The organism is Microbacterium yannicii PS01, from assembly GCF_000304335.1.
GTDB classification, from domain to species: domain Bacteria; phylum Actinomycetota; class Actinomycetes; order Actinomycetales; family Microbacteriaceae; genus Microbacterium; species Microbacterium yannicii_A.
This window is the reverse complement of sequence record NZ_CAJF01000017.1, coordinates 21,203-44,917: the sequence shown is the minus strand read 5'-3', so window position 1 is coordinate 44,917 and position 23,715 is coordinate 21,203. Positions and strand designations below refer to the sequence as shown.

General features: G+C 68.7%; 21 protein-coding genes. 20 read left to right on the top strand and 1 reads right to left on the bottom strand.

Annotated features, from left to right (window positions below; translation table 11 throughout):
- Positions 1-101: 101 nt before the first annotated feature.
- From WYM_RS11075 to WYM_RS11045, 7 genes are all read left to right on the top strand, one after another.
- Positions 102-1,496, top strand: a complete 1,395-nt coding sequence (locus tag WYM_RS11075; RefSeq protein WP_019180902.1) for an ABC transporter substrate-binding protein — start codon at positions 102-104, stop codon at positions 1,494-1,496.
- A 172-nt stretch (positions 1,497-1,668) separates the two neighbouring features.
- Entirely contained in the window at positions 1,669-2,529 is an 861-nt protein-coding gene (locus tag WYM_RS11070; protein WP_237739397.1) for a carbohydrate ABC transporter permease, read from the top strand.
- Positions 2,526-3,446, top strand: a complete 921-nt coding sequence (locus tag WYM_RS11065; RefSeq protein ID WP_019180900.1) for a carbohydrate ABC transporter permease — start codon at positions 2,526-2,528, stop codon at positions 3,444-3,446. The genes WYM_RS11070 and WYM_RS11065 overlap by 4 nt, the downstream gene beginning before the upstream one ends.
- Before the next feature lie 64 nt (positions 3,447-3,510).
- Positions 3,511-4,569, top strand: coding sequence for a zinc-dependent alcohol dehydrogenase (locus WYM_RS11060; protein ID WP_019180899.1), 1,059 nt, complete (start codon positions 3,511-3,513; stop codon positions 4,567-4,569).
- On the top strand, positions 4,566-5,660 hold the full coding sequence (locus WYM_RS19955; RefSeq protein ID WP_019180898.1) for a Gfo/Idh/MocA family protein: 1,095 nt from the start codon (positions 4,566-4,568) through the stop codon (positions 5,658-5,660). Before WYM_RS11060 ends, WYM_RS19955 begins: the two co-directional genes overlap by 4 nt.
- On the top strand, positions 5,657-6,952 hold the full coding sequence (locus tag WYM_RS11050; RefSeq protein WP_019180897.1) for a glycoside hydrolase family 36 protein: 1,296 nt from the start codon (positions 5,657-5,659) through the stop codon (positions 6,950-6,952). Before WYM_RS19955 ends, WYM_RS11050 begins: the two co-directional genes overlap by 4 nt.
- Entirely contained in the window at positions 6,949-8,646 is a 1,698-nt protein-coding gene (locus WYM_RS11045; RefSeq protein ID WP_019180896.1) for a sugar phosphorylase, read from the top strand. The genes WYM_RS11050 and WYM_RS11045 overlap by 4 nt, the downstream gene beginning before the upstream one ends.
- Positions 8,647-8,754: 108 nt before the next feature.
- Here WYM_RS11045 and WYM_RS11040 read toward each other — a convergent pair whose 3' ends face one another.
- Positions 8,755-9,708, bottom strand: coding sequence for a LysR family transcriptional regulator (locus WYM_RS11040; RefSeq protein ID WP_019180895.1), 954 nt, complete (start codon positions 9,706-9,708; stop codon positions 8,755-8,757).
- Between the two features lie 234 nt (positions 9,709-9,942).
- Between WYM_RS11040 and WYM_RS11035 the strand changes: the two genes are divergently transcribed.
- The 13 genes from WYM_RS11035 (at position 9,943) to WYM_RS10975 (ending at position 23,701) form a co-directional block, all read left to right on the top strand.
- Positions 9,943-11,244, top strand: a complete 1,302-nt coding sequence (locus tag WYM_RS11035) for a C-glycoside deglycosidase beta subunit domain-containing protein (protein WP_019180894.1) — start codon at positions 9,943-9,945, stop codon at positions 11,242-11,244.
- Between the two features lie 34 nt (positions 11,245-11,278).
- Positions 11,279-12,754, top strand: a complete 1,476-nt coding sequence (locus tag WYM_RS11030; protein WP_019180893.1) for a C-glycoside deglycosidase beta subunit domain-containing protein — start codon at positions 11,279-11,281, stop codon at positions 12,752-12,754.
- A gap of 201 nt (positions 12,755-12,955) precedes the next feature.
- Positions 12,956-14,257: an extracellular solute-binding protein gene (locus WYM_RS11025; RefSeq protein ID WP_019180892.1), complete on the top strand. Its 1,302-nt coding sequence runs from the start codon at positions 12,956-12,958 to the stop codon at positions 14,255-14,257.
- 76 nt (positions 14,258-14,333) lie between these two features.
- Positions 14,334-15,293 carry a carbohydrate ABC transporter permease gene (locus WYM_RS11020; RefSeq protein WP_019180891.1) on the top strand — a complete coding sequence of 320 codons (960 nt, stop codon included), beginning with the start codon at positions 14,334-14,336 and terminating at the stop codon, positions 15,291-15,293.
- A gap of 1 nt (position 15,294) precedes the next feature.
- Entirely contained in the window at positions 15,295-16,131 is an 837-nt protein-coding gene (locus tag WYM_RS11015; protein WP_019180890.1) for a carbohydrate ABC transporter permease, read from the top strand.
- Between the two features lie 68 nt (positions 16,132-16,199).
- Entirely contained in the window at positions 16,200-16,994 is a 795-nt protein-coding gene (locus WYM_RS11010; protein ID WP_019180889.1) for a TIM barrel protein, read from the top strand.
- Positions 16,991-18,556: a GMC oxidoreductase gene (locus WYM_RS11005; RefSeq protein ID WP_019180888.1), complete on the top strand. Its 1,566-nt coding sequence runs from the start codon at positions 16,991-16,993 to the stop codon at positions 18,554-18,556. The genes WYM_RS11010 and WYM_RS11005 overlap by 4 nt, the downstream gene beginning before the upstream one ends.
- 63 nt (positions 18,557-18,619) lie before the next feature.
- A complete protein-coding gene (locus tag WYM_RS11000; protein ID WP_026059744.1) occupies positions 18,620-19,015 on the top strand; it encodes a C-glycoside deglycosidase beta subunit domain-containing protein in 396 nt (131 codons plus the stop codon).
- Positions 19,012-20,130 (top strand): sugar phosphate isomerase/epimerase family protein, encoded by a 1,119-nt coding sequence (locus WYM_RS10995; protein ID WP_019180886.1) that lies wholly within the window; start codon positions 19,012-19,014, stop codon positions 20,128-20,130. The genes WYM_RS11000 and WYM_RS10995 overlap by 4 nt, the downstream gene beginning before the upstream one ends.
- 25 nt (positions 20,131-20,155) lie before the next feature.
- Positions 20,156-21,202: a sugar phosphate isomerase/epimerase family protein gene (locus WYM_RS10990; RefSeq protein ID WP_019180885.1), complete on the top strand. Its 1,047-nt coding sequence runs from the start codon at positions 20,156-20,158 to the stop codon at positions 21,200-21,202.
- Between the two features lie 11 nt (positions 21,203-21,213).
- Positions 21,214-21,630 carry a C-glycoside deglycosidase beta subunit domain-containing protein gene (locus WYM_RS10985; protein ID WP_019180884.1) on the top strand — a complete coding sequence of 139 codons (417 nt, stop codon included), beginning with the start codon at positions 21,214-21,216 and terminating at the stop codon, positions 21,628-21,630.
- Positions 21,627-22,835 carry a Gfo/Idh/MocA family protein gene (locus tag WYM_RS10980; protein WP_019180883.1) on the top strand — a complete coding sequence of 403 codons (1,209 nt, stop codon included), beginning with the start codon at positions 21,627-21,629 and terminating at the stop codon, positions 22,833-22,835. Before WYM_RS10985 ends, WYM_RS10980 begins: the two co-directional genes overlap by 4 nt.
- Positions 22,832-23,701 carry a ThuA domain-containing protein gene (locus WYM_RS10975; protein ID WP_019180882.1) on the top strand — a complete coding sequence of 290 codons (870 nt, stop codon included), beginning with the start codon at positions 22,832-22,834 and terminating at the stop codon, positions 23,699-23,701. Before WYM_RS10980 ends, WYM_RS10975 begins: the two co-directional genes overlap by 4 nt.
- The last annotated feature ends 14 nt before the right edge of the window (positions 23,702-23,715 follow it).

Here is a 23,715-nt window from a genome sequence, read left to right as displayed (position 1 = left end):
TTATGCTTGACAGCTAGACATAACGCACCTAGCTTCTATACATATCCGCCGCGGTGGCGCGGCCGAGCACACCTGCACGATGAAGCGCGAGGAGGCGTACGGTGAAGATCCGTTCCACAGCAGTCACCATCACAGCGGTCTGCGCGGCAGCGCTGGTGCTGGCGGGCTGTACCGCCGGCGGCGGCGACGACGGCGGCGATGACGCCGAAGGCATCACGTTCTGGCTCCAGGAAGACCTTCCCGATCGGGTCGCGGCGACCGAAGAGATCGTCGCCGCTTTCGAAGAGGAGTCGGGAGTCGAGGTCGAGGTCGTCTCTGTCGCCGAAGACCAGTTCGCTCAGCTCATCACGTCGTCGGCGGCCGCCGGAGACCTCCCCGACGTGATCGGCGGCATCTCGCTTCCGCAGGTGCGAACCCTGTCGGCCAACGAACTCCTGGACACCGACGCCGTGGCAGCCGCCGTCGACGCGCTCGATCCTTCGACGTTCTCGGAGCGCGCGCTCGAGCTTACGGCTGACGGAGACACCCAGCTCGCGGTGCCGAGCGAGTCGTGGCTGCAGATGCTCTTCTACCGGTCCGACCTCTTCGAAGCGGCCGGCCTGGATGCCCCCGACAGCTACGACAAGATCCTCGAGGCGGCAGAGGCGCTGAACTCGCCCGAGCTGGCTGGTTTCGTCGGCGCGACGGCGCCCGGCGACGCGTTCACCGAGCAGACGTTCGAGCAGGTCGCGCTGGGCAACGGGTGCGAGCTGGTGAACGAAGACGGCGAGATCGAGCTCGACTCCGCGCCCTGCGTCGAGGCGCTCAGCTTCTACGGCGACCTCACCAGCAACTACTCCGTCCCCGGATCGCAGGACGTCGACACGACACGCGCGACCTACTTCGCCGGCGACGCGGCGATGTTCATCTGGTCGAGCTTCGTGCTGGACGAGATGGCGGGCCTGCGCGAGGACGCCAAGCCGAACTGCCCGGAGTGCGAGGCAGACCCCGCGTTCCTCGCGGCGAACACGGGCGTCGTGACCTCCATCGCCGGGCCGGACGGCGAGGGGCCCGCCCAGTTCGGTGAGATCACGTCGTGGACGATCACCGACGGTGCGAACGCCGAGGACTCGCAGGCCTTCATCGAGTACATGATGAGCGACGGGTACGAGGACTGGATCGCGATCGCGCCCGAGGGCAAGGTCCCGGTGCGGTTCGGCACTGCGGACGAGCCGACGGTGTATTCCGACCTGTGGGCGACGCTCCCCGCGGGCGTCGACACCAAGGCTCCGCTGTCGGACTTCTACGCGCCCGAGGTGCTGGAGGCCGTCGCGGCCGGACCGGAGGACATCGCGCGGTGGGCGATTCCCCAGGGACAGGGAGACCTGCTCGGCGCGCTGCAGGGTGAGCAGCCCGTCGCCACGGCCGTGAACGAGGTCTCTCAGGGCGGCGATGCCGAGCAGGCGGCGGCGACCGCGGCCGAGGCGGCGCGATCCGTCCAGGAGTCGCTCCAGTGACTCAGCTGGCTGGGGGGTCGGACCTGTCGGGTCCGCCCCCGTCCCCGACGACGACGAGGACGCCCGGGCCGGAGAGCACCTGCTCCCGGCTCGGCGGGGTCGGTCCCGTCGCAGCCGCGAAGAGAATCGAGCGGGCCTCCTGCTGATCAGTCCCACCCTGATCATCATCACGGTGGCCGTGATCATCCCGATCGTCTGGGCGGTCGCCCTCGCGTTCCAGCAGGTGCGGCTGCTCAACATCCGCGACACCGGCATCATCGGGGAGTACACGCTCGACAACTTCGTCGAGGTGCTGACCTCTCCCGGCTTCCTCGGCGCGCTGTGGACGACGATCGTCTACTCGGTGTGCGGGACGGCGCTCGCGATCGGCATCGGGCTCATCGCCGCCCTGGCGCTGCGCAAGCCGTTCCGCGGCCGCGGTCTGATCCGCGCATCACTCCTTCTGCCCTACGTCGCCCCGGTGGTGGCGGCCACCTTCGTGTGGTCCACCCTGCTGAACCCGCAGTACGGGTTCGTGAACTGGTTCGGCACGACGGTGCTCGGCTGGGAGGAGCCTGTCGCCTTCCTGTCGCAGCGGTCGCTGCCCATCTCGATCTTCGGCTGGGAGATCGACTTCCCGATCGCGCTGTTCACGGTGATCTGCTTCGAGGCGTGGCGCTCCTTCCCGTTCGCCTTCCTCTTCCTGACCGCACGGCTCCAGGCGGTGCCGGACGTGCTCGACGAGGCCGCGCGCATCGACGGCGCCACGCCCACCCAGCGGTTCTGGCACATCCTGTGGCCGCAGCTGCTCCCGACGATCGCCGTACTGTGCGTGCTGCGGTTCATCTGGACGTTCAACAACTTCGACGACATCTACCTGCTCACCGGCGGTGGCGCCGGAACCGAGGTGGTCGCGGTGCGCGTCTTCGACTACATGACGGCCCGGGGCGACATCGGCGCAGCCGCGGCGCAGGCGCTCGTGCTCGCCGCCATCCTCGCCGTCCTCGTCGGGGTCTATCTCAAGCTCTTCGGCCGACAGGAGGAGCAGGCATGACCGTCACCACACTGGAGAAGACCTCCACGCCACGCCCGCGACGCCGTGGCGTCGGCCGCGACCGCGTCGAGAACGTGCTCCTCTCGGTGCTCAAGCCCGTCGTCATCGCGCTGCTGCTGATCGTGGCCGTCTTCCCCTTCTATTACATGGTCCTGATGAGCTTCCGCTCGCTCGAGTCGCTGCTGCAGGATCCCGGCGCGCTGTGGATCTCGATCGAAGAGCTCGACCTCTCGACGTACGTCGAGGTGCTGGCGCCCGTCTCGGACGGCGGCCAGGGCTTCATCGTCTTCATGCGGAACTCGCTGCTGGTCGCGCTGAGCACCGTCGTGCTGACGCTCCTGGTCGCCATCCCCGGCGCGTACGCCGTGAGCAGGCTTCAGTTCTTCGGCCGCCGTCAGGTGTCGGGCCTGTTCCTCGCGGTCTACTTCTTCCCGGCGATCCTTCTCGCCGTGCCGCTGTTCGTCTTCTTCACGCAGCTCGGACTGCGGGGGTCCCTGGTGGCTCTCGTGGTCGTCTACGTCTCGCAGGTCGCCGCGGTGTCGATCTACACGCTGAGGAACTACTTCGCGACCGTTCCGGTCTCGCTCGAAGAAGCGGCGGCCATCGACGGATGCGGCCGGCTCCAGACGATGTGGAGGATCAGCCTTCCGCTGGCGATGCCGGCGCTGGTGTCGAACGGACTCTTCATCTTCATGATCGCGTGGAACGAGTTCCTGTTCGCGCTGCTCTTCCTCGTCGAGAAGCGCGACGCGTGGACGGTCTCGCTCGGTCTGTCGCAGCTGTCGGGAAGCATCGAGGTTCCCACGACCGTGCTGATGGCGGGATCGGTCATCCTGACTCTTCCGATCATCATCCTGTTCTTCGCCTCCGAGCGCCTCCTGGTCGGGGGTCTCACCGCCGGGGCCGAGAAGGGCTGAGCGCACGTTCGCCGCATGCCGCGGCATCCGTCACCCTCCCATCACGAAAGGAGCGCACGTCCCCGTGCCTCATATCGTCCAATTCACCGAACCCGGGCGCGTCGAGCTGGTCGAGACCGAGAGCGCTCCGCTCACGCCGGGGGCAGTGCGGATCGCGACCTGGTACTCGGGGATCTCGGCCGGCACCGAGCTGACCGCCTACCGCGGCACGAACCCCTACCTCACCTCGACGTGGGACGCGACGCGCCGGCTCTTCGTGCCGGGAGAGCCGAGCTTCGCCTATCCCGTGCAGGGGTGGGGGTATTCCGAAGTCGGCCAGGTCGTCGAGGTGGCCGACGACGTCACCGCGCTGCGCCCCGGCGATGTGGTCCACGGGATCTGGGGTCACCGCAGCGACGCCGTGCTGCCGGCATCCGCTCTCGCCAGGCGGAAGCTGCCCGGCGGTGCCGATCCGATCCTCGGCACGTTCGCCCGCGTGGGCTCCATCGCTCTGAACGGCGTGCTCGCGGCGGACGTCCGGCTCGGGGAGCGTGTCGCGATCTTCGGGCAGGGTGTCATCGGACTGCTCGCCACACGGCTGGCGAGCCTGTCGGGCGGCCGGGTCTACGCCGTCGACACCGTCCCGGGGCGTCTGTCGATGGCCGCTGCTTTCGGCGCCGTCGAGACGATCGACGCGGCCCGTCCGGGTGGGGCGGGCGCCTACATCCGCGAGGTGACGGGGGGCGGCGCCGACAGCGCGATCGAGCTCTCGGGCTCCGACCGGGCGCTGCACGAGGCGGTGAGGTGCGTCGTCGAGGAAGGGCTGGTCGCGGCATCCGGCTTCTATCAGGGCGGCGCGTCGAATCTGCGGCTCGGCGAGGAGTTCCATCACAACCGCGTGCGGATCGTGGCCTCTCAGATCTCGGGGGTGCCCGTCGCGCTCGGCGGGCGATGGGACCAGCCGCGGCTGGTCCGCACCGTCATGGAGCTGATCCTGGCGGGGGCGGTCGACGCTGCCGCGCTCGTGACCGATGTCGTCGGGGCAGCGGACGTCGCCACGGTGTTCGAGCGTCTCGACGCGGGAGACCCGCAGATCCTGCAGGCGGTCCTCCGGTTCGATGCCGCTCCGGAGCGCGCGCGATGATCGATCTTCCGGACTACCGACCCCGCATCCCGACCTCCCCGGCGCGCGTGGGACTGGTCGGCGCGGGTGCCATCGCGCGGTCCGCGCATCTTCCCGCCTACGCCGCGTGGGGCATCCCCGTGGTCGCCGTCGCCTCGCGCACCGCGGAATCGGCGCGAGCGCTCGCCGCAGACTTCGGGATCGGGACGGTGCACACCTCGGTGGCCGACCTCATGGCGGACCCATCTGTTCAGGTCGTCGACATCGCAACCGGGCCGACGGGCCGGCTCGAGCTGATCGAGGCGGCGGTGCGCGCCGGCAAGCACGTGCTCGCGCAGAAGCCGCTGAGTGTCGACGGATCCGAACTCCCTCGGCTGCGGCAGGTGCTCGAGCTCGCCCGCGATCGGGGGCTCCGGGTCGCCGTCAACCAGAACGCCCGCTGGGCGCCGGCGTGGAGGCTGGCGACGCTGCTCGTCCGGGACGGGACGATCGGCGAGGTCGTCGGCGTCACGCACCTCCACGACAAGCCGTTGCCGCCGCTGGCCGGCACCCCTTTCGACGATGTCCCCCACATGCTCCTCGCCGACTATCTCGTCCATTGGATCGACATCACGCGGTGCTGGCTCGAGGGCTCGAGCGCGGAGCGCGTCTCGGCCTTCGACTCGCGCGTGCCGGGTCAGCCCGACTCCGCGCGGAACCCGTGGCATGCGGGCGTCGAGATCTCGACGAGCTCGGGGGCCAGCGGCTCGGTGCGCATCGTCGGCGACGCCCGCACCCGGTCCGGCGGCTGTCCGTTCTGGATTCACGGGACTGCGGGCACGCTCCGGGGGAGCGTCCTTCTCGGCAGCGACTTCCTCGAGCTCGACCACGACGGCGCACGCGCGCCGTTCGCGCTGCAGGGGCAGTGGTTCACCGACGGATTCGCCGGCGCGATGGGGGAGCTGCTCTCCGCGATCGCGGAAGAGCGCGAGCCTGAGAACGCCGCGGACCATGTCCTGGCCTCGGTGCGGCTCGGACTCGCCGCGGTCGCTTCGGCCGAGGCGGGCGGAGCGCCGGTGCATCCGAGCGACCTCGTCCTGACGAGCGCGACACGAAGGGCGGCCGCGGCATGACCATCATCGACGAGGTGCCCGTCGCGCCGTCCGCGCGCGTCTACGCGGAGGGGTGGCAGAGCTGGAGCCCCACCACCTGGTACGACCGGGCTGCCCCGGCGCACCGCCCGGCGGAGGGCTGGCAGCACCTCATGCGCTTCCGGCCCGGCACACCGCTCCCCGACGAGGGGGTTCAGGGCGAGGGACTCCTCGTCGTCGATCCGGGCGAGGGCGCTCCGTCGCGGGTCTACGCGACGCTCGACGCCTCTCGCGTCGTCCCGTCCATCCGTGCCGAGTGGCGAGGCGACCGCGTCGTGGTGCAGGCGGAAGCGCCGATCGCGCAGTGGACGACGGATGCCGCGGTCGCGCCCGGCAGGGATCATCCGGCGCTCGCGGACTTCGGCGAGCGGTTCGGCGTCCGCATGGGGGCACGGAAGAACCCCGCTGTTCCGCGCGTCTGGTGCACGTGGTACCGCTACTTCGAAGCGGTCACAGCGGCCGATGTGCTCGAGAATCTCGAGGCCATCGAGCAGCACCGCCTTCCGGTGGATGTCGTGCAGATCGACGACGGCTGGAGCCTCGGGACCGGAGAATGGACCAGGCCCGACCCGGACTTCGGCTCGTTGCCTGACGCGGTCGCCGCCATCGCCGACAGCGGCAGACGAGCAGGACTCTGGCTGGCGCCGTTCTCGGTGGGCGCGGGCTCCGTCCTGGCCCGACGGCATCCGGACTGGCTCGTGGGACCGGCGGGATACAACTGGGGCGACGATCTCGTCGGTCTCGACCTCACCCATCCCGGTGTGCGCGAATACCTGACGACGGTGTTCACCGGCGTGCGCGAGCTGGGGGTCGACTACCTCAAGCTGGACTTCCTCTACTCCGGGGCGGTGCCCGGCGATCGTCACGATCCTGACGCCACACCCATCACGGCATACCGCTCGGGGCTCGCGCTCATCCGCGACGTGATGGGCGAGGACGCGTATCTGCTCGGGTGCGGTGCCCCGATGCTCCCCAGCGTCGGACTCGTGGATGCGATGCGCGTGTCACCCGACACGTTCCACGAGGGCGGCGAGGATGGGTCGCAAGGGCTTCGCGGACGGATGTCGCTCGAAGCGAGGGCCTGGCAGCACGGACGCCTGTGGACGACAGACCCGGACTGTCTCGTCGCCCGTCCGGAGTTCGCTCTTCGCGACGAGTGGGCACGGGTGGTGCTCGAGGCGCCCGGGCTTCGGGGGTTCTCCGACCGGATCGCCGAGCTCGACGACCACGGCCTGCGACTGGTGAGCCGACTGCTGGAGGAACGCACCGCATGACCGACGTCGACATCGACCTGCTCCGCCGGCGCCTTGAGCCGCTCGTCTCGGGGCTCTACCCCGGACGTGCCGACGAGGTCCTCGACGCCCTCACCGACCTCGCGCAGCGCTGGGCGCCGCGGCTCCATCCCGCCGACCGGGGGCGGCCCGACGAGGGCACCGCCTACCTCATCACCTACGGCGACGCGTTCCGCCGGGAGGGCGAGACGCCACTCCATACGCTCGCCGACGTGCTGCGCACGCACGTGAGGGATGCCGTCACCGACGTTCACCTGCTGCCGATCTATCCGTGGACCTCGGACGACGGCTTCGGCGTCGTCGATCATCGGGAGGTCAACCCGGAGCTCGGCACCTGGGAGGACGTCGCCGACCTGCGCGCGGACCACGCGCTCGCGCTCGACTTCGTCGCCAACCACCTCTCCAGCTCCAGTCCGTGGTTCCAGGGCTGGCTCGCCCGCGATCCTCGCTACGCCGGGTACTTCCTCGAGCCCGGCCAGGACTTCGACACGTCTCATGTCGTGCGTCCCCGGACCAGCCCCCTGACGCACGATTACGACCGACCCGACGGCACCGTCGCGCACGCGTGGACGACGTTCGGCCCTGATCAGGTCGACGTCGATCCGAGCACCCCCGCTGTTCTGCGAGAACTCACCGACGTGCTGCTCGGATATCTCTCCCGGGGAGCGACCACGGTGCGCCTCGACGCGATCGGGTACCTGTGGAAGCAGTCGGGAACGACGTGCATCCATCTGCCGCAGACGCACGCGATCATCCGCATCTGGCGCGTTCTCGTCGACGCGCTGGCGCCCGGAACGCTGCTCCTGACCGAGACGAACGTCCCGCATGCCGACAACATCACGTACTTCGGCGACGGGTCCGACGAAGCGCACATGGTGTACCAGTTCGCACTGCCGCCGCTCGTGCTGCACGCATTCGTCACGGGGCGCGCGACCGCCCTGTCGGAGTGGGCGTCGAGGATCGGTCCCGTCAGCGACTCCGCCACCTGGTTCAACTTCCTCGCGAGCCACGACGGGATCGGCATCCGCCCCACGGAGGGTCTGCTCACCGACGACGACCGCGCGCTGCTCGTGGAGCGCACGATCGCGCGCGGCGGAAGGGTCTCGATGGCCCGCCGGGCCGATGGCACCGAGGGTGTCTACGAGCTCAACACCAACTTCCTCGACGCGCTCGTGAGCCCGGCGTCCGGCGATCCGGACGCGGATGCCGTGACTCGCGGACTGGCAGCCCACGCCATCCTGCTGTCGGTGATCGGCGTTCCGGCCGTCTACTACCACTCGCTTCTCGGCTCCGGCCAGGACCGCGGCGGCATGGAAGAGAGCGGCATCCCCCGGCGGATCAATCGCGAGGTCCTGGACGCCGAGCGGCTCAGCCGGGAGCTCGCCGGCTCTGCTCGCCGCCGCGGCATGCTCGAGGGCCTGCGGCGGCTGTTGACGGTGCGGCGGTCGCTCGCAGGGTTCTCACCGTTCGCCGATCAGCGCGTGGAGAGGCTCGACGATCGTCTCTTCGCCGTGCGGCGGGCCGCCGGCACGGCCGACGACGTGCTCGCCGTGGTGAACGTCAGCGAAGAGGCGGTATCTGCTCCGTCCGTCTCGGGCGTCGACGCCGTCACCGGGCGCCGGCACGACGGCCTGACCCTGGAGCCTTTCGGCTACGTGTGGCTTCGACCGCTCTGACGCGGCCTTCCTGCCGCGACTCGCCAGAACCCGCCGCCGCGCCCGCCGTTCTACGGCGTGTCCTGGCGAGTGGCCACGGGCGCGTCCGCGGCGGTCAGATGAATGGGGTCAGATCAGCGGGGGGTCGGCGACGTGGGCGCCGGCATCCACCACTCGTCCTGCCTCGACGAAGAGCTCGCGCATCCAGGCGTGCTCAGGATCGCGGCCGTGCACCGGATGCCACCACAGCGCGTTCGTCAACGGCGTGGGAGTGAAGGGCAGCCGGACCACCCGCACGCCGCCCGCCCGCACGGCCAGGGGGGCGATCGCCGTCTGGATCACGCCGATGCGCTGGGTGCCGGCGATGAAGTGGGTCATCGACAGGAAGCTCTCCACGATCACCTCGACGTGCGGCTCGATGCCGAGCTGCTGCACCTGGCGCCCCGCAGAGGTGAAGGCCGAGCGGGTCTGGTACGTCATCACCCACGGAAGCTCTGCCAGCTGGTCCATGGTCAGGGCGTGGGCGACGGCGTCGTTGGACGTGGAGACGATGGCGACCCAGTCGTCGTGCCAGAGGTCGACGTACGGGTGGTCCGACAACGGGCCGTGCGGGATGATCATGCCGTCGACGGACCGCAGCTTCGAGGCGGCGTCCTCGACGATGGTCGGGTTGTGCAGCATGAACCGGAAACGCACGCCCGGTGCCCGTTCGGCGGCCAGGCGCGACACGACGCTTCCGACGGTGACGAAGCCGTAGTCCGACCCGTAGATCGAGAACTCGCGGGTGGACTCCTCCGGCGACCAGGACGCCTGGCTCTCGAAGACGCGTCGTGCCGCTTCGAGGGCGGCGGCCGTGTGCTCGGCGAGCCGCACGGCGAACGGCGTGAGTTCGTAGGTGTTGCCCCGACGCGCCAGGATCTGGTCTCCGAAGTGGGTGCGCAGGCGGCCGAGGGAAGCGCTCAGCGCCGGCTGGCTCAGGTGCAGACGCTCGGCGGCGCGCGTGACGCTCCGCTCGGTGAGCAGGGCGTCGAGCGCGACCAGCAGGTTGAGATCGAGGCGCGAGAGCAGGGCGTGGTCGGTCACGACGGTGTGATCCTCCGGGTAAGGACGCGTGAGGTCACTGTATCAATGCCGTCTATTCGAGCGCCAGAGAACATCGTCCGCGCCGATGAGTGTGGTGAGTCGGTGATAGACGAAGCTCAAGGTGCGAATCAGGTTTGCTTATGTCTGATTCGTGCAGAACACTCTAGAGTGGGAGGGCCGCCCTCCCGTCGACGTCGACCGGATGCGGCATCCCTTCACAGAGAGCGAGCACCGATGCTTCTCGAAAGAGACCTCCTCCAGTCCGCCGGCTTCCGGAACATCGTCGAGGGTGACCGGATCACCGGCTTCCAGTTCCACGTCCGGATGCCGTCGTACCGCGGCATGGCGGCCTCGCTCGTCGACGGCATCGCGGTGCGCGTCGGCGACATCGTGGACGTCGGACCCGAGGTTCCGCGCTGGACCTTCGGGAATCGCACGTACAGCCTCGCCGAGCTGTGGGAGAGCGACGGCGTGCGCTGGCAGCTCGAAGAGCCCGCCGTGGTGACCGTGCCGCTTCCGGGCGGACTCCCGGAGGGCGTCCATGAGGTGTCGGTGGAGCTGCGGCTGCGCATGTCGTACATCCCGGTCGAGCATCAGCCGTCGGTCTACCGGGCGACCAGGCACATCACGCTGACCTCGAACGAGGACGGCGGACCCTTCCGCTACGGCGTCTCGCTCTACAGCTTCATGCACGACTTCGGAACGGTGCTCGATCTCGAGACCGCTCTCGCGCACGTCGCGGATGTCGGAGCGACGGGCGTGGAGATCCTGGGTGAGGGGCACGTGGCGGGCTATCCCGAGCCGACGACGGAATGGATCGACCGCTGGTTCGCCCTGCTCGAGAAGTACTCGCTGCAGCCGACCAACTACGGCTCGTGGATCGACACGCGGCTGCACTCGAGCGGCCCCCGCGCCCGTTCTCTCACCGCGAGCGAGGGAGCTGCGATGCTTCAGCGCGACCTCCGTCTGGCGGCGCGGCTCGGATTCGGGTTCGTGCGTCCGAAGATCGGGGTCGTCTCGGGCGATCTCGTGCCGGACCCGATCTGGACGGAGTCGATCGAGCGCAGCCTCGACCTCGCTCACGAGCTCGATGTGGTGATCTGTCCCGAGATCCACTCGCCCACGCCGATCAAGCACCCCGTGGTCGACGACTACGTGTCTCTCATCCAGCGCACCGGGACGCGGCACTTCGGCCTGCTCATCGACACCGGGATCTTCCAGGACCGACCGATCCCGCTGCGCCCCGGAGAGTCTCGCGCGACCCGCCCGGCGTTCCTCGACGGCATCGGCGTCGACCCGGGCGATCTCGCCGACATCGGCGAGTACATCGTGTTCGTCCAGGCGAAATTCCACGACATCGATGACGAGCTCCAGGATCAGCAGATCCCGTGGGAGCCGGTGCTGCGGGGGCTGAAGGACGCCGGCTACACCGGCTGGCTCTCGAGCGAGTACGAGGGGGACCGCGCGCCGTGGCGCTCGGTCGAACAGATCCGCCGCCAGCACTCGCTCATGCGTCGGGTCGCCTCGCGACTGTGACTCGCGGCATCCGATCGACGAAAGGAAACGCATCATGCCCAATGGCCTGCTCGCCGAGGACAGCCTGCGCCGGCACCCCGAGGGTCTCGCACTGTCGCTCACCCTTCCCTGGTATCGCAGCCTCTGGCTCTCGTCGGTCGGCGCACTGCGTCTGACGATCGACGGCGAGGACGTCGAAGAGAGCGACCTCGCCTTCGAACTGGGCGGAACCCGCTATGCGATCCACGACCTCGCGCAGCAGAGCGAGACGCTCTGGTACCTGCAGGAGCATCCGCTGCTGATCGTCCGGCGCGACCGGCCGATCACCCTGGGTGAGACGCACGAGGTCGCGATCCTCGGCGAGATGCGCCTCCCGTACATGCAGATCGCCCCCGGGCGCGACGGTGGTCCGGGACTCTACGTCCCGAACGTGGTGCGGCAGACGCTCACCCTGACGGCGACGGATCAGGATGCCGCGCCCCCGGCGCTCGTGAGCGACGTCACCGCCCCGCCGCCGGCGACGGAGGCGGACCCGTTCCGGCTCGGGCTGACGCTCTATTCGGCGAGTGCGGAATTCCGGGCCAGGTGGTTCGACTTCGACGGGCTGCTCGACCGGGTGGCGCAGCTGGGCATCGGGCCCGGCATCGAGATCGTGGCCTCGCAGATGGTGCCGACGTACCCGGTCGTCTCGGACGCGTTCGTCCGGTCATGGCGTGCGGCGTTCGACCGGCACGGATTCGACGCCAGCTCGTTCGGGGCCAATCTCGACATGGGCCGTCGCCGGGACCGCGACATGACACCCGACGAGGAGTTCGAGTTCAGCGAGCTGATGCTTCGCGGCGCTCAGAAGCTCGGGTTCCCGCTCGTTCGCATCCAGAGCGCCCGCCCGGAGCTGCTGCGCCGGCTCCTCCCGGTCGCCGAGCGCCTCGAGCTGAAGCTGGCTTACGAGATCCACGCGCCCATGGGACCGAACGCGGATCCGATCCTGCGCGTCCGCGAGACCTACGCCGAGCTGGACTCACCGCTGCTGGGCTTCGTCGCCGACTTCTCGTCGACCATGCGCGCGATGTCGCCGACCCTTCTGCGGGCGGTGCGCCGGGCGGGACTCGATGACGAGGCGCTGGAGCGACTGCAGGCGATCTGGGCCACCGACGCCTCGATGCGCGAGCGCCAGGAGGAGTTCATCGCCTATCTGGTGAGCCGCGACTTCGATCCCGGCAGGCTGGGATCCTTCGCACACCTCGCCTTCAACATGCACGGTCACGTCGACCCGCACGAATGGGCCGAGATCATGCCCCAGATCCTGCACGTGCACGCGAAGTTCTACGACATCGACGAGGGCGGTCAGGAGCCGGCGATCGACTATCCGGCGCACGTGCGCGTCTTCGTGGAGGGCGGGTATCGCGGCTACTGGTCGAGCGAGTGGGAAGGTCACGCCTTCGCCGAGCTCGGCGAGGTGGACCCGCTCGTGCTGGTCCGCAGACAGCACGACCTGATCCGCTCCTCCATGCGGGCCGCCTCTCCGGCCTGACGAAGCCGACGATCGCCGCCGATGGGCCTCCCCCTCGGCGGCGATCGTCATGTCCGAGCGTTGGAGTGACCGTGCCGGTGCGGCTTATGCCGCATATCCGCATTACTTATGTGCGTTTCTGGCACATCCCGGCGATACTGGTGGAACAGCACAGGCGCTCGAACGATCGAGCCGCCGACAACGAAGTCAGAAAGGCTGGACATGACACAGCACAGTCCCTCGGCCCGTCGCCGGGGAGCGATCGTCGCCATCCCCGTGCTCGGAGCTCTCCTCCTTGCCGGCTGCTCAGGTTCTGGCGGCGAGTCCGGCGAGTCAGGCGACTCCGGTTCTGCCGAGTTCTCCTTCACGTTCGCGACGTCGAACAACCTCGAGTCTCCGTACGAGACGCTCGCGAACGCGTACATGGAGGCCAACCCCGACGTCACCATCACGACGAACCCGACGCCGAACGACAAGTACGGCGAGACCATCCGCACGCAGTTCCAGGCCGGCAATGCTGCCGATGTCGTGCAGACGACCCCGGGATCGGGCGACGCCCGCGGCATCATCCCCCTCGCCGAGGCCGGCTTCCTCGAGCCGCTCGGCGACACCGCCGCGTCGCTGGTCCCCGCCGGCAGCGAGACCATCTTCGAGATCGACGGCGACGTCTACGGCCAGCCCATGGACTTCACGATCGCCGGTGTCGTCGCCAGTATGGGCACCGCCGCCATGAACGGACTCGACGAGTGGCCCGCCGACGAGGCCGCGCTCTACGACGCATGCTCGGCGCTCGCCGCCGACGGCAAGTCGCTGCTTGCCCTCGCCGGGGCCGCCGGACCGAACGCCGGCCTCACGGCGCAGGGCATCGCCGCCACTCGGGTGTACGGCGAGACGCCGGACTGGAACGAGCAGCGGGCAGCCGGTGACACCACCTTCGCGGAGAGCGAGGGATGGGCCGACACCCTGCAGACGGTCATCGACCTGAATGAGGGCGGCTGCTTCCAGGCGGGCGCAGAGGGTGCCGGCTTCGACGCCATTACGAACGGTCTGGCGCAGGGCCTCTCGGTCGGCAGCTTCATCCCGTCGGGCTCGGCGGTGGAGATCGCGACCGCCGCTCCGCCGGAGGCCGACTTCAAGGTCCAGCCGTTCCCCGCAGCGGATGGGGGAACCCCGTACATCATCGCGAGCTCCAACTACACGATCTCCATCAACGCCGCGTCGGAGAAGAAGGACGCTGCCGCCGAATTCGTGGAGTGGCTCGCCACCTCTGAGGCCCAGGAGATCTACTACGAGGCGTCGGGTCTGCTTCCCGTCTCCTCGTACGAGGAGCTCGACCTGAGCGACACGATCTATTCGCCGGTGGTGGACCTGCTCGCCGACGGTGCCTACGCGCCCCTGCCGAACAACATCTGGCCGAACCCCTCGGTCTACGAAGCGCTGCAGGTGGGTGTGCAGGGTCTGCTGACCGGGCAGAAGACGATCGACCAGGTGCTGCAGGACATGGACGCAGCCTGGGGCGAGTGACCGAAACCGGCCGCCCGGAGGAAAGCTCCGGGCGGCCGCCCGGCCTTTGCACGACGACGTACGAAGACGAGGAATCATGACCGCCACCTTGAACTCCGAGACCGAGGCGCTGATCGTACCCAAGCGCGACCGCAGAGGTCGTCGGCGGGACGTCGCACCGCGCCGGCCGGGCCTGCTGAAGTTCGGCTACTGGTGGTGGGCGCTGCCCGGCATCCTCATGGTCCTCGCCATCCACTACGTGGCCACCTCGATCGGCGGCTTCTACGCCTTCACCGACTGGTCGGGGATCGGCGACTTCCGCTGGATCGGCCTCGACAACTTCATCGCGATCTTCAACGATCCGACGCAGATCGGCGCCCTCACGAACACGCTCTTCCTGGCGTTCGCGTCCGTGATCCTCAGCAACATCGCCGGGCTCGCCATCGCGCTGGGGCTCAATCGCGGTCTGAAGACCCGCTACGCACTTCGCGTGCTCTTCTTCATGCCGGTGGTCCTGAGCCCCCTGGCCGTGTCGTACGTGTGGAAGTTCATCTTCGACTTCAACGGCCCGATCAACGTGATCCTGCGGGGGATGGGGCTCGGCGAGTTCGCGAAGGCATGGGTCGCCGACCCCACGTGGGCGATCTGGACGGTGCTCGTCGTGATCGTGTGGCAGAACATCGGATTCGCCATGGTGATCTACATGGCCGGCCTCGCGGCCGTGCCGGTCGAGATCGAGGAGGCTGCCGCGATCGACGGCGCCAACCTCTGGCAGCGCTTCTGGCATGTCACCCTGCCTTCCATCCGCCCCGCCGTGGCGATCGCGACGACACTCGGGCTCGTCAACGGGCTGCGGGTCTTCGATCAGATCATGGCACTCACCGGCGGTGGCCCCGCCGGTGTCACCGAGACGCTCGCGACCCAGGTGTACAAGGAGTCGTTCGCGCTCGGAAACTTCGGCTACGGCGCGGCTCTCGCGCTCCTGCTGACCGTGATCATCCTCGTGTTCGCCGTCATACAGCAGCGAGTGACCAGCGGTCGCCCTGAGGAGGCTTGACATGTTCCGCTACACCAGACTCACCGGTCTTCGCGAGATCCTCTTCTGGGTGCTCGCCATCCTCTTCCTCGCGCCGTTCTACTTCCTCGTGACCACGGCGCTGAAGTCAGACGAGGAGGTGATCACGACCTCGAACCTGGCACCGCCCACAGGTATCGACTTCAGCAACTTCCTGGAGGTGCTGACGGCGCAGGGCAACTCGAACGTGCTTCAGGGTCTGCTCAACAGCGTCATCATCACCGCCGGAAGCATTCTCGGGCTCGTGCTGCTGGGTGCGCTCACGGGATACGTGATCGCACGCAGCACGCGGCGCTGGAGCCGAGCGGTGTTCTACCTGTTCCTGATCGCCATCGTGCTGCCGACGCAGCTGGGCACCGTCCCGCTGTACATCGGGGCGCGGACCATCGGACTGACCGGCTCGATCTGGGGCATGGTCATCCTGTACACCGGGATGCTCCTGCCGCTCTCGATCTTCCTCTACGCGGGCTTCTTCCGGAGCCTGGGCACCGAGTACGAAGAGGCGGCGACGATCGACGGCGCCTCGCGGACGCAGATCTTCTTCCGCATCGTGCTTCCGCTGATGTCGCCCGCGACGGGCACGGTGGCGATCCTCGCGGGCCTGATCGTCTGGAACGACTTCTTCACCTCCCTGATCTTCCTGGGCGGATCCGAGAACCAGACGCTTCCCGTGGCGATGTACTACTACATCGGCTCGCTCGTCTCCTCGTGGAACAAGATCTTCGCCATCGTCATCGTCTCCATGATCCCGATCCTCGCCTTCTACCTCTTCGCGCAGAAGCGCTTCATCCAGGGTTTCGCCGGCGGCCTCAAGGGCTGACCTACCCGACGTGTACGCCCGGATCTCGCTCCGGGCGCTGCTCACCAACCCCGATTCCGAAGGACACCATGTACCAGCTCGCCCCGAACATCGAACTCCTCTACACCGAGGCCGGCGACTATCACGACCGCGTGCGTGCGGCGGCGGCATCCGGATTCACCGCCGTCGAGATGTGGGGACCGACCGGCGCCGACGCCCCTGCCACGCCCAAGGACCTGCCCGCGCTGAAAGCGGCGCTGGAAGAGACCGGCACGCAGCTGACGGCCCAGCTCTCCGAGCCGCGGACGCAGTTCATGATCCCGCCGTGGGACCACTCGGAGTTCTACCGCAAGCTCGATGAGGGCGTCGAGATCGCTCACCTGCTCGGCACGCCCCGGATCGTCGTCGGAAGCGGGACCGGTTTCGGCGGGTGGAAGCGACAGGTGCAGCTCGACAAGCTCATCGAGATCTACCAGAAGGCCGACGCCCAGATCGCGGGGTCGGGCATCACGCTCGTCCTCGAGCCCGTCAACGTGCGGGTCGACCACCCCGGCTCGCTCCTGGATCGCACGAGCGAGGCGGTCTACGTCGCACGCGGTGTCGACTCGCCGTTCTTCGGGGTGCTCTACGACCTCTACCACTCCACCGTCGAGGGCGAGGATGTCGCGGCCGAGCTGGCGAACGCCGGTGACCTCATCCGCTACGTCCAGCTCGCTGATGCTCCCGGGCGCGGCGAACCGGGTACGGGGACGATCGACTGGCCGGCCCGGCTGGGCGACCTGCGCGCGTCGGGCTACGACGGCCCGATCGGGCTCGAGTACTACCCGCAGACCGCGTCGGCGGAGTCGGTGAAGCGGATCGTCGAGCTGGCGGCGACGGCATGACCGAGAGATCTTTCCCGGACGACGTCGATGTCGTCATCGTCGGGAGCGGTCCGACCGGAGCGGCCTACGCGCGCATCCTCAGCGAGCGGGCGCCGGATGCCGTCGTCGCGATGTTCGAGGTCGGCCCGACCGTCTCGGACCCGCCGGGAGCCCACGTCAAGAACATCGAGGATCCGGCGCGACGCGCCGCCGCCCAGCACGCCTCGCAGGGACCCGCAGCGTCAGCTGAAACCGTCAGCAACCCGGGAGCCGTCAAGAGCGGTCAGCGCCTGGCCCGGGCCGGTACGTTCCTCCTCGAAGAGGGATACCAGCAGCCGGGCGAGGACGGTCTGCCCGTCGCGGCGATGTCGAGCAACGTCGGCGGCATGGCCGCGCACTGGACGGCGGCCTGCCCGCGGCCCGGCGGCAGTGAGCGCATCGCGTTCCTTCCCGACCTGGACGAGCTGCTCGACGAGGCCGAGCGACTGCTCGGCGTCACCACCCATGCCTTCGACGGCTCGCCGTTCGGCGATCTGGTGCGTGACCGGCTGGCAAGAGCCGTCGATGAGGGACGCATCGACGCGACCCGCGTCCAGCGGATGCCGCTCGCGGTGCACCGGCGCGGGGATGGACGGCTCGTCTGGTCGGGGTCCGATGTGGTGCTGGGGGAGGCGACGCGTGCAAACGCGAATTTCACCCTGCACGACGAGTCCCTCGTCACTCGCGTGCTGCTCGAGGACGGGCAGGCATCCGGGGTGGAGGTACGGGATCTGCGCTCCGGCGGCACCCATATCGTCCGGGCGCGATTCGTCGTTGCTGCCGGCGACGCGCTGCGCACTCCGCAGCTGCTGTGGGCTTCCGGCATCCGCCCACCCGCCCTCGGTCGCTATCTCAACGACCAGGCGCAGATCGTCTTCGCGGTGCGGCTCCGCGACGTGCCGCCGCTCGACACCGACGTGCCGGCTGACGGCACTCTCGCCGAGTACAGCGGTGTCAGCTGGGTGCCCTTCACCGACGACGTGCCGTTCCACGGCCAGGTCATGCAGCTGGACGCGTCGCCGGTGCCGCTCGCGGTCGATGATCCGGTCCAGCCCGGATCGATCGTGGGGCTGGGGCTCTTCTGCGCCAAGGACCTTCGGCGAGACGACCGGGTCGCGTTCGACGATGTCGCCACGGACGCGTACGGGATGCCGGCGATCCGCATCCACTACCGCCTGACCGATACGGATCAGGCCGTGCTGGCGCGTGGCCGCGAGGAGATCGTGCGCATGGGGACGGCCGTCGGAGACCCGCTGGACCCGCGTCCGTTCACGATGCCGCTCGGAGCCTCGCTTCACTACCAGGGCACGACACGCATGGGTGGGGCCGATGACGGCGAGAGCGTCTGCGACCCCGACAGCCAGGTGTGGGCCGTTCCCGGCCTCTTCGTCGCCGGCAACGGCGTGATCCCGACGGCGACGGCATGCAATCCGACACTGACGAGTGTCGCCCTCGCGGTGCGGGGCGCTCGGCGCATCGCGGCCGAGCTCGGCCGCGCCGTCACCGCCAGCCCGGGCCTTGCTTATGTTGAAAAAGAACTTTAGACTGCAGGAATCAAGACAAAGGTGTCGGCGGCATCGCCCGCCCACAGAGACGAGGAGGTCCCGGTGATTCCGGACCGCATCATCGAGCAGGGCACGCTCACGAGCGACGGCGCACGTGCCGCGGTCGAAGTTCGCATCCCCTGGTACCGCGCGCTGCCCGGATCCTGCATCGCGGGCGCCGGCCTCACCATCGACGGGATTCCAGCCGACCCGGACTCGCTCCGGTGGACCATGAACGGCCGTGAGTTCACCTTCGCCGAGCTGGCGACGAACACCGACGAGTGGTGGTTCCCGCTCGACTCGGCCGTTCTGTCGGGAGATGTGGCGGCGGCTCCGGATGCCGAGCATGAGGTCGAGGTCGATCTGACGCTCTTCATCCCGTACATCGTCATCTCCGACTCGGAGGTGCTCCATATCGAGGAGCACGACAAGAAGACCATGAAGGCGGTGGCGGCATGAGCGCGCTTGGACAGGCGGAGGGGCCGGGAACGCCCATCCAGGGCGTGACCCTGTACAGCTTCACGCGTGCTTTCCACGGCCGCGAGTACGACCTCGAAGGCCTCATCCGCAAGGTGGCCGCCGACGGGTACGGTCCGGGCCTCGAGATCATCGGATTCTCGAGCTTCCGCGGGTTCCCCGACATCGACGACACGTTCGCCGGCTGGTTCCGCGACCTCGTGGACGAGGTCGGGCTCGTCACGACGTCGCTCGCCGTGAACGCCGACATCGGCATCCATCGGGACCGTCTGCTGAACCAGGACGAGCTCATCGAGTACATGCGACGGCAGATCGTCGCCGCGGCGACGCTCGGCTTCCCGATCGCTCGCGTTCAGATCTCGCTCACCCCCGACTCGATGGAGCAGCTCGCTCCCATCGCCGAGGAGCACGGCGTCACGCTCGCCCTCGAGGTGCACGCCGATCAGTACGCCTCCCACCCGCGCATCCTCGCGCTCCGCGACCGCTACGAGAAGGTCGCCTCGCCCTACCTGGGCTTCACGATGGACTGGGGCGCGACTGTCTCGGGCTTCGCCCCCTCGCTCATCGAGGCGTACCGGCGACGCGGCGCGTCCGAAGAGCTGCTCGCACAGGTCACCGGCCTGTGGGACGAGTTCTACGAGCAGGGCCCGCCGGCCGACCAGGCCGAGCACGGACAGCGGTTCGGACGATTCATCGGCCTTGCGGCGCAGAACGGGCGTCCCGATCTCGGCATCGACTTCGGCATCAACGGCACGGGGCTCTTCGGCCCCGCCCGGGTCGACGACTGGCTCGAGATCATGCCGTGGATCCGCCACGTTCACGGAAAGTTCTTCGGCATCGACGAGAACGGCGAGGAGCCCTCGGTCCCGGTTCGCGACCTCGTCCGCCTGCTCGTCGAGAACGGCTACTCGGGTGCGATCTCGAGCGAGTACGAAGGCTGGCACTGGAACCACTGGCAGAGCCCCTTCGAGATCATCGCCGGCGAGCAGGCCGTGCAGCGGTCGGCGGCGGCGGATGCCGGAAGCCGCATGGTCACCGACGCCGCCGAGGCTCGGGACCTCCTCTCCACCCATCTCGCTCAGCCCGTCCGCGGCTGATCCTCGAACCTCAAGGACCAGGAACATGACTGACGGCATCGCCGGAACCGGTATCAAACTGGGCATCACTCTCTACTCGCTGACCTCCGAGTTCGCTGCCGGGCTGTACACGCCCGAGACGCTGATCAAGGCGGCGGCGGACGAGGGTCTCGGACCCGGGATCGAATTCAACATCGCCCAGATGCTGCGCACCTACCCCGACGTGGACGACGAGTTCGTCCGCCTGTGGCGAGACAGCCTGGACCGCTACGGCCTCGAGCCGAGCGCCGTCGGGACCAACCTCGACATGGGGCGTCGGAAAGACCGCGACATGACGCCCGACGAGGAGCACGACTTCCTCGCGCGACAGCTCAAGACGGCGCACACGCTGGGGTTCAAGAAGGTCGTCATCCGCTCCCACGGAAAAGAGCTGCTGCGCAGCCTGCTTGCGCTGGCGGAGAAGTACGACCAGAAGCTCGGCTACGAGATCCACGCCCCGTCGGGACCGAACGACCCGCAGGTGCTGCAGATGCGCGAGATGTACGACGAGCTGCAGTCCGACCGGCTCGGCTTCACCGCCGACTTCTCGTCGACGATGCACAGCCTCTCGCCGACGCTGCTGCGCACGCTCCGCCAGATGGGGATGGACGAGAAGCACTTCCCGGTGATGGACGAGATCTGGCACGAGCCGACGCCGATGCACGTGCGCAACCAGAAGTTCGAGGACTACCTGACGAGCGAGGGGGTCGACCCGTTGCGGTTCGGGCCGTTCACGCGCCTCGCGTTCAACATGCACGGACTGGTCCCGCCCGAGGAGTGGCTGGACATCATGCCGCAGATCTTCCACGTCCACGCGAAGTTCTACGACATCGGTGCCGACGGGGAAGAGCCCGCGATGGACATCCCGCGGATCGTCCGCCAGTTCGTCGAGGGCGGCTACCAGGGCTACCTCTCGAGCGAATGGGAGGGACACGCCTTCTCCGATCTGGGCGAGTCCGACCCGATCGACCTCGTGAAGAAGCAGCACGCGCTGATGCGCCGCGCCATCGAAGAATCCGTCGCAGCCGGCGCCGCAGCCGGAACAGTCAGGTAAGGGAACCCGCCATGGCCACGCACAACTCGCTCTTCTCCGACACGGACGTCCGCCGACGCGACGACGCGATCGCCGTCTCGGTGCAGCTGCCCTGGTACCGGAGCCTCTGGCTGTCGGCCGTCGATGACGTCGCGGCATCCGTCAACGGCGTTCCGGTTCCCAAGGATGATCTGCGGTTCGAACTGAACGGCACGAGCTACCGCATCGAGGAGCTGCCCGAGCAGTGGGACACCCTCTGGTTCGTCGCCGACAAGCCGGAGGTCGTCATCCCTCTTGATCACAGCCCCGCGGGCGGCGAGAAGCTCACGATCGAGGTCGTCCTGACCATGCGGCTGCTGTACATGCAGATCATGCCGGGCGTCGACGGCGGGCCCGGCCGGTACGTGACCAACCGGGTTCCGGTGCAGCGCGAGGTCGTTCTCGCATGACCCCGCTGCGCGTGGCGATGATCGGCCACGGCTTCATGGGCGCCGCCCACTCGGTCGGGTGGCGGCAGGCTCCGCGCATGTTCGAACTGCCGCGCGACGTCGAGATGACGGTCGTCGTCGGCCGCAACGCCGAGACGGTGGCGGATGCCGCAGCCCGGTGGGGCTGGGTCGAGGCGGCGACGGACTGGCGCCAGGTCATCGCGCGGGACGACATCGACATCGTCGACATCGTCACGCCGGGGGACTCGCACGCCGAGATCGCCATCGCCGCGCTCGAAGCGGGGAAGCACGTGCTGTGCGAGAAGCCGCTCGCCAACTCCGTCGCGGAGGCCGAGGCGATGGCACAGGCCGCTCGCCGCGCGGCGGAGGGCGGCGTGCGATCGATGGTGGGGTTCACCTATCGGCGGGTTCCCGCCGTGACCCTCATGCGAGACCTCGTCGCGGAGGGCGCGGTCGGCCGGGTGCAGCAGGTGCGGGCGGCGTACCGGCAGGACTGGCTCGTGGACCCCGAGATGCCGCTCGCCTGGCGACTGCAGAAGGAGCACGCCGGGTCGGGCGCGCTCGGCGACATCGGGGCGCACATCATCGACATGACGCAGTTCGTCACCGGGCTCGGCATCGACGAGGTCACCGGGACGCTCGACACGATCGTGAAGCAGCGACCGCTGCCGGAGGGGACGCGTTCCCCGAGCCTGTCGAAGCGGGAGGGGGCGGTCGGGGCGGCCATGGGAGAGGTCACCGTCGACGACGTCGCGCTCTTCTCGGGGCGGCTCGCCAATGGCGCGCTGGCGTCGTTCGAGGCGACGCGCTTCGCGACGGGGCGGAAGAACGCCCTCTCGATCGAGGTGTCGGGAGACCGCGGATCGCTGGTGTTCGATCTCGAGGACCTCAACTCGCTGGGCTTCTACGATCGCACGGCCCCCGACATCCGCCAGGGGTTCACGAAGATCCTCGTGACCGAGGCATCCCACCCCTATGTGGCTGCCTGGTGGCCGGCCGGTCACATGCTCGGGTACGAGCACGGCTTCTCGCACCAGGTCGTCGACCTGGTCACGGCGATCGCCGACGGGACCGACCCGCACCCCAGCTTCGACGAGGGCCTGTCGGTGCAGCAGGTGCTCGACGCGGTCGAGGGGAGCAGCCGGAACGGGTCGACCTGGACCCGCGTCGGTGCGGCCGTCGCGGTCGGAGGAGCTCGACGATGACCGAGGTGCTGAACGTCCTCATCCTCTCCGGTCACATGACCCGTGAGCACGACAACGAGTACCGCAGTTTCCGGCAGCACAATCAGTGGCTCACGACGCTGCTCGAAGACACCGGGCGGTTCCGCGTCCGCGTCGTCGAAGACCCGCGCGGACTCGGCGCCGAGGTCATCGACAAGTACGACGTCGTCATCGTCGTGTTCGAAGGCCGGGACGGCTATCACGAGAAGGCCGTCGGGTTCGGCGCGCAGACCGATGCCGCGCTGCTGCGGTTCGTCCACGACGACGGCAAGGGGATCGTGTGGTTCCACGGCTCGGCCGCCCAGGAGGACGACTGGGGCTACCCCGAGGAGTACAACGTCATGCGCGGCGCCAAGCTCAGCGTGGCGACGGGCCTGCGTCCGCGCCCCTGGGGAGAGGCGGTGCTGCGCACCGCCGAGCCGCGGCACGAGATCACCGAGGGGATCAGCCCCACCTGGACCGTGACCGGCGATGACATCCTCACGGGCGTGGAGCTGTACCCCGATGCCCAGGTGCTGCTGACGACCTTCGACGACCTCGAGTCGTATGAGAAGGCGCCGATGTGGCCGATGTCGCACTATCCGGTCACGATCCCGGAGGACGGTATCGCGGCGCTGCCCGGCATGAACACCGACCAGCCCATCGCGTGGATCAACGAGTACGGCGAAGGCCGGTCGTTCACGATCACCATCGGCCACGACATCGACACCTTCCGGCGCATCGAGTTCATCCGGATGTTCCCCCGCGGCGTCGAGTGGGCGGCGACGGGCGAGATCACCCTGAACGGTCCTGATCGCCGGGGCGAACGACGCTTCCTCCCCTGGCCGTACTACAACCACGAGGGCTGACGCGGCGTACGCGG

Excerpts from the sequence above, each read along its gene's own strand:
- WYM_RS11065 (WP_019180900.1), top strand. The coding sequence starts at position 2,526 with ATGACCGTCACCACACTGGAGAAGACCTCCACGCCACGCCCGCGACGC.
- WYM_RS19955 (WP_019180898.1), top strand. The coding sequence starts at position 4,566 with ATGATCGATCTTCCGGACTACCGACCCCGCATCCCGACCTCCCCGGCG.
- WYM_RS11050 (WP_019180897.1), top strand. The coding sequence starts at position 5,657 with ATGACCATCATCGACGAGGTGCCCGTCGCGCCGTCCGCGCGCGTCTAC.
- WYM_RS11045 (WP_019180896.1), top strand. The coding sequence starts at position 6,949 with ATGACCGACGTCGACATCGACCTGCTCCGCCGGCGCCTTGAGCCGCTC.
- WYM_RS11035 (WP_019180894.1), top strand. The coding sequence starts at position 9,943 with ATGCTTCTCGAAAGAGACCTCCTCCAGTCCGCCGGCTTCCGGAACATC.
- WYM_RS11030 (WP_019180893.1), top strand. The coding sequence starts at position 11,279 with ATGCCCAATGGCCTGCTCGCCGAGGACAGCCTGCGCCGGCACCCCGAG.
- WYM_RS11025 (WP_019180892.1), top strand. The coding sequence starts at position 12,956 with ATGACACAGCACAGTCCCTCGGCCCGTCGCCGGGGAGCGATCGTCGCC.
- WYM_RS11020 (WP_019180891.1), top strand. The coding sequence starts at position 14,334 with ATGACCGCCACCTTGAACTCCGAGACCGAGGCGCTGATCGTACCCAAG.
- WYM_RS11015 (WP_019180890.1), top strand. The coding sequence starts at position 15,295 with ATGTTCCGCTACACCAGACTCACCGGTCTTCGCGAGATCCTCTTCTGG.
- WYM_RS11010 (WP_019180889.1), top strand. The coding sequence starts at position 16,200 with ATGTACCAGCTCGCCCCGAACATCGAACTCCTCTACACCGAGGCCGGC.
- WYM_RS11005 (WP_019180888.1), top strand. The coding sequence starts at position 16,991 with ATGACCGAGAGATCTTTCCCGGACGACGTCGATGTCGTCATCGTCGGG.
- WYM_RS10995 (WP_019180886.1), top strand. The coding sequence starts at position 19,012 with ATGAGCGCGCTTGGACAGGCGGAGGGGCCGGGAACGCCCATCCAGGGC.
- WYM_RS10990 (WP_019180885.1), top strand. The coding sequence starts at position 20,156 with ATGACTGACGGCATCGCCGGAACCGGTATCAAACTGGGCATCACTCTC.
- WYM_RS10985 (WP_019180884.1), top strand. The coding sequence starts at position 21,214 with ATGGCCACGCACAACTCGCTCTTCTCCGACACGGACGTCCGCCGACGC.
- WYM_RS10980 (WP_019180883.1), top strand. The coding sequence starts at position 21,627 with ATGACCCCGCTGCGCGTGGCGATGATCGGCCACGGCTTCATGGGCGCC.
- WYM_RS10975 (WP_019180882.1), top strand. The coding sequence starts at position 22,832 with ATGACCGAGGTGCTGAACGTCCTCATCCTCTCCGGTCACATGACCCGT.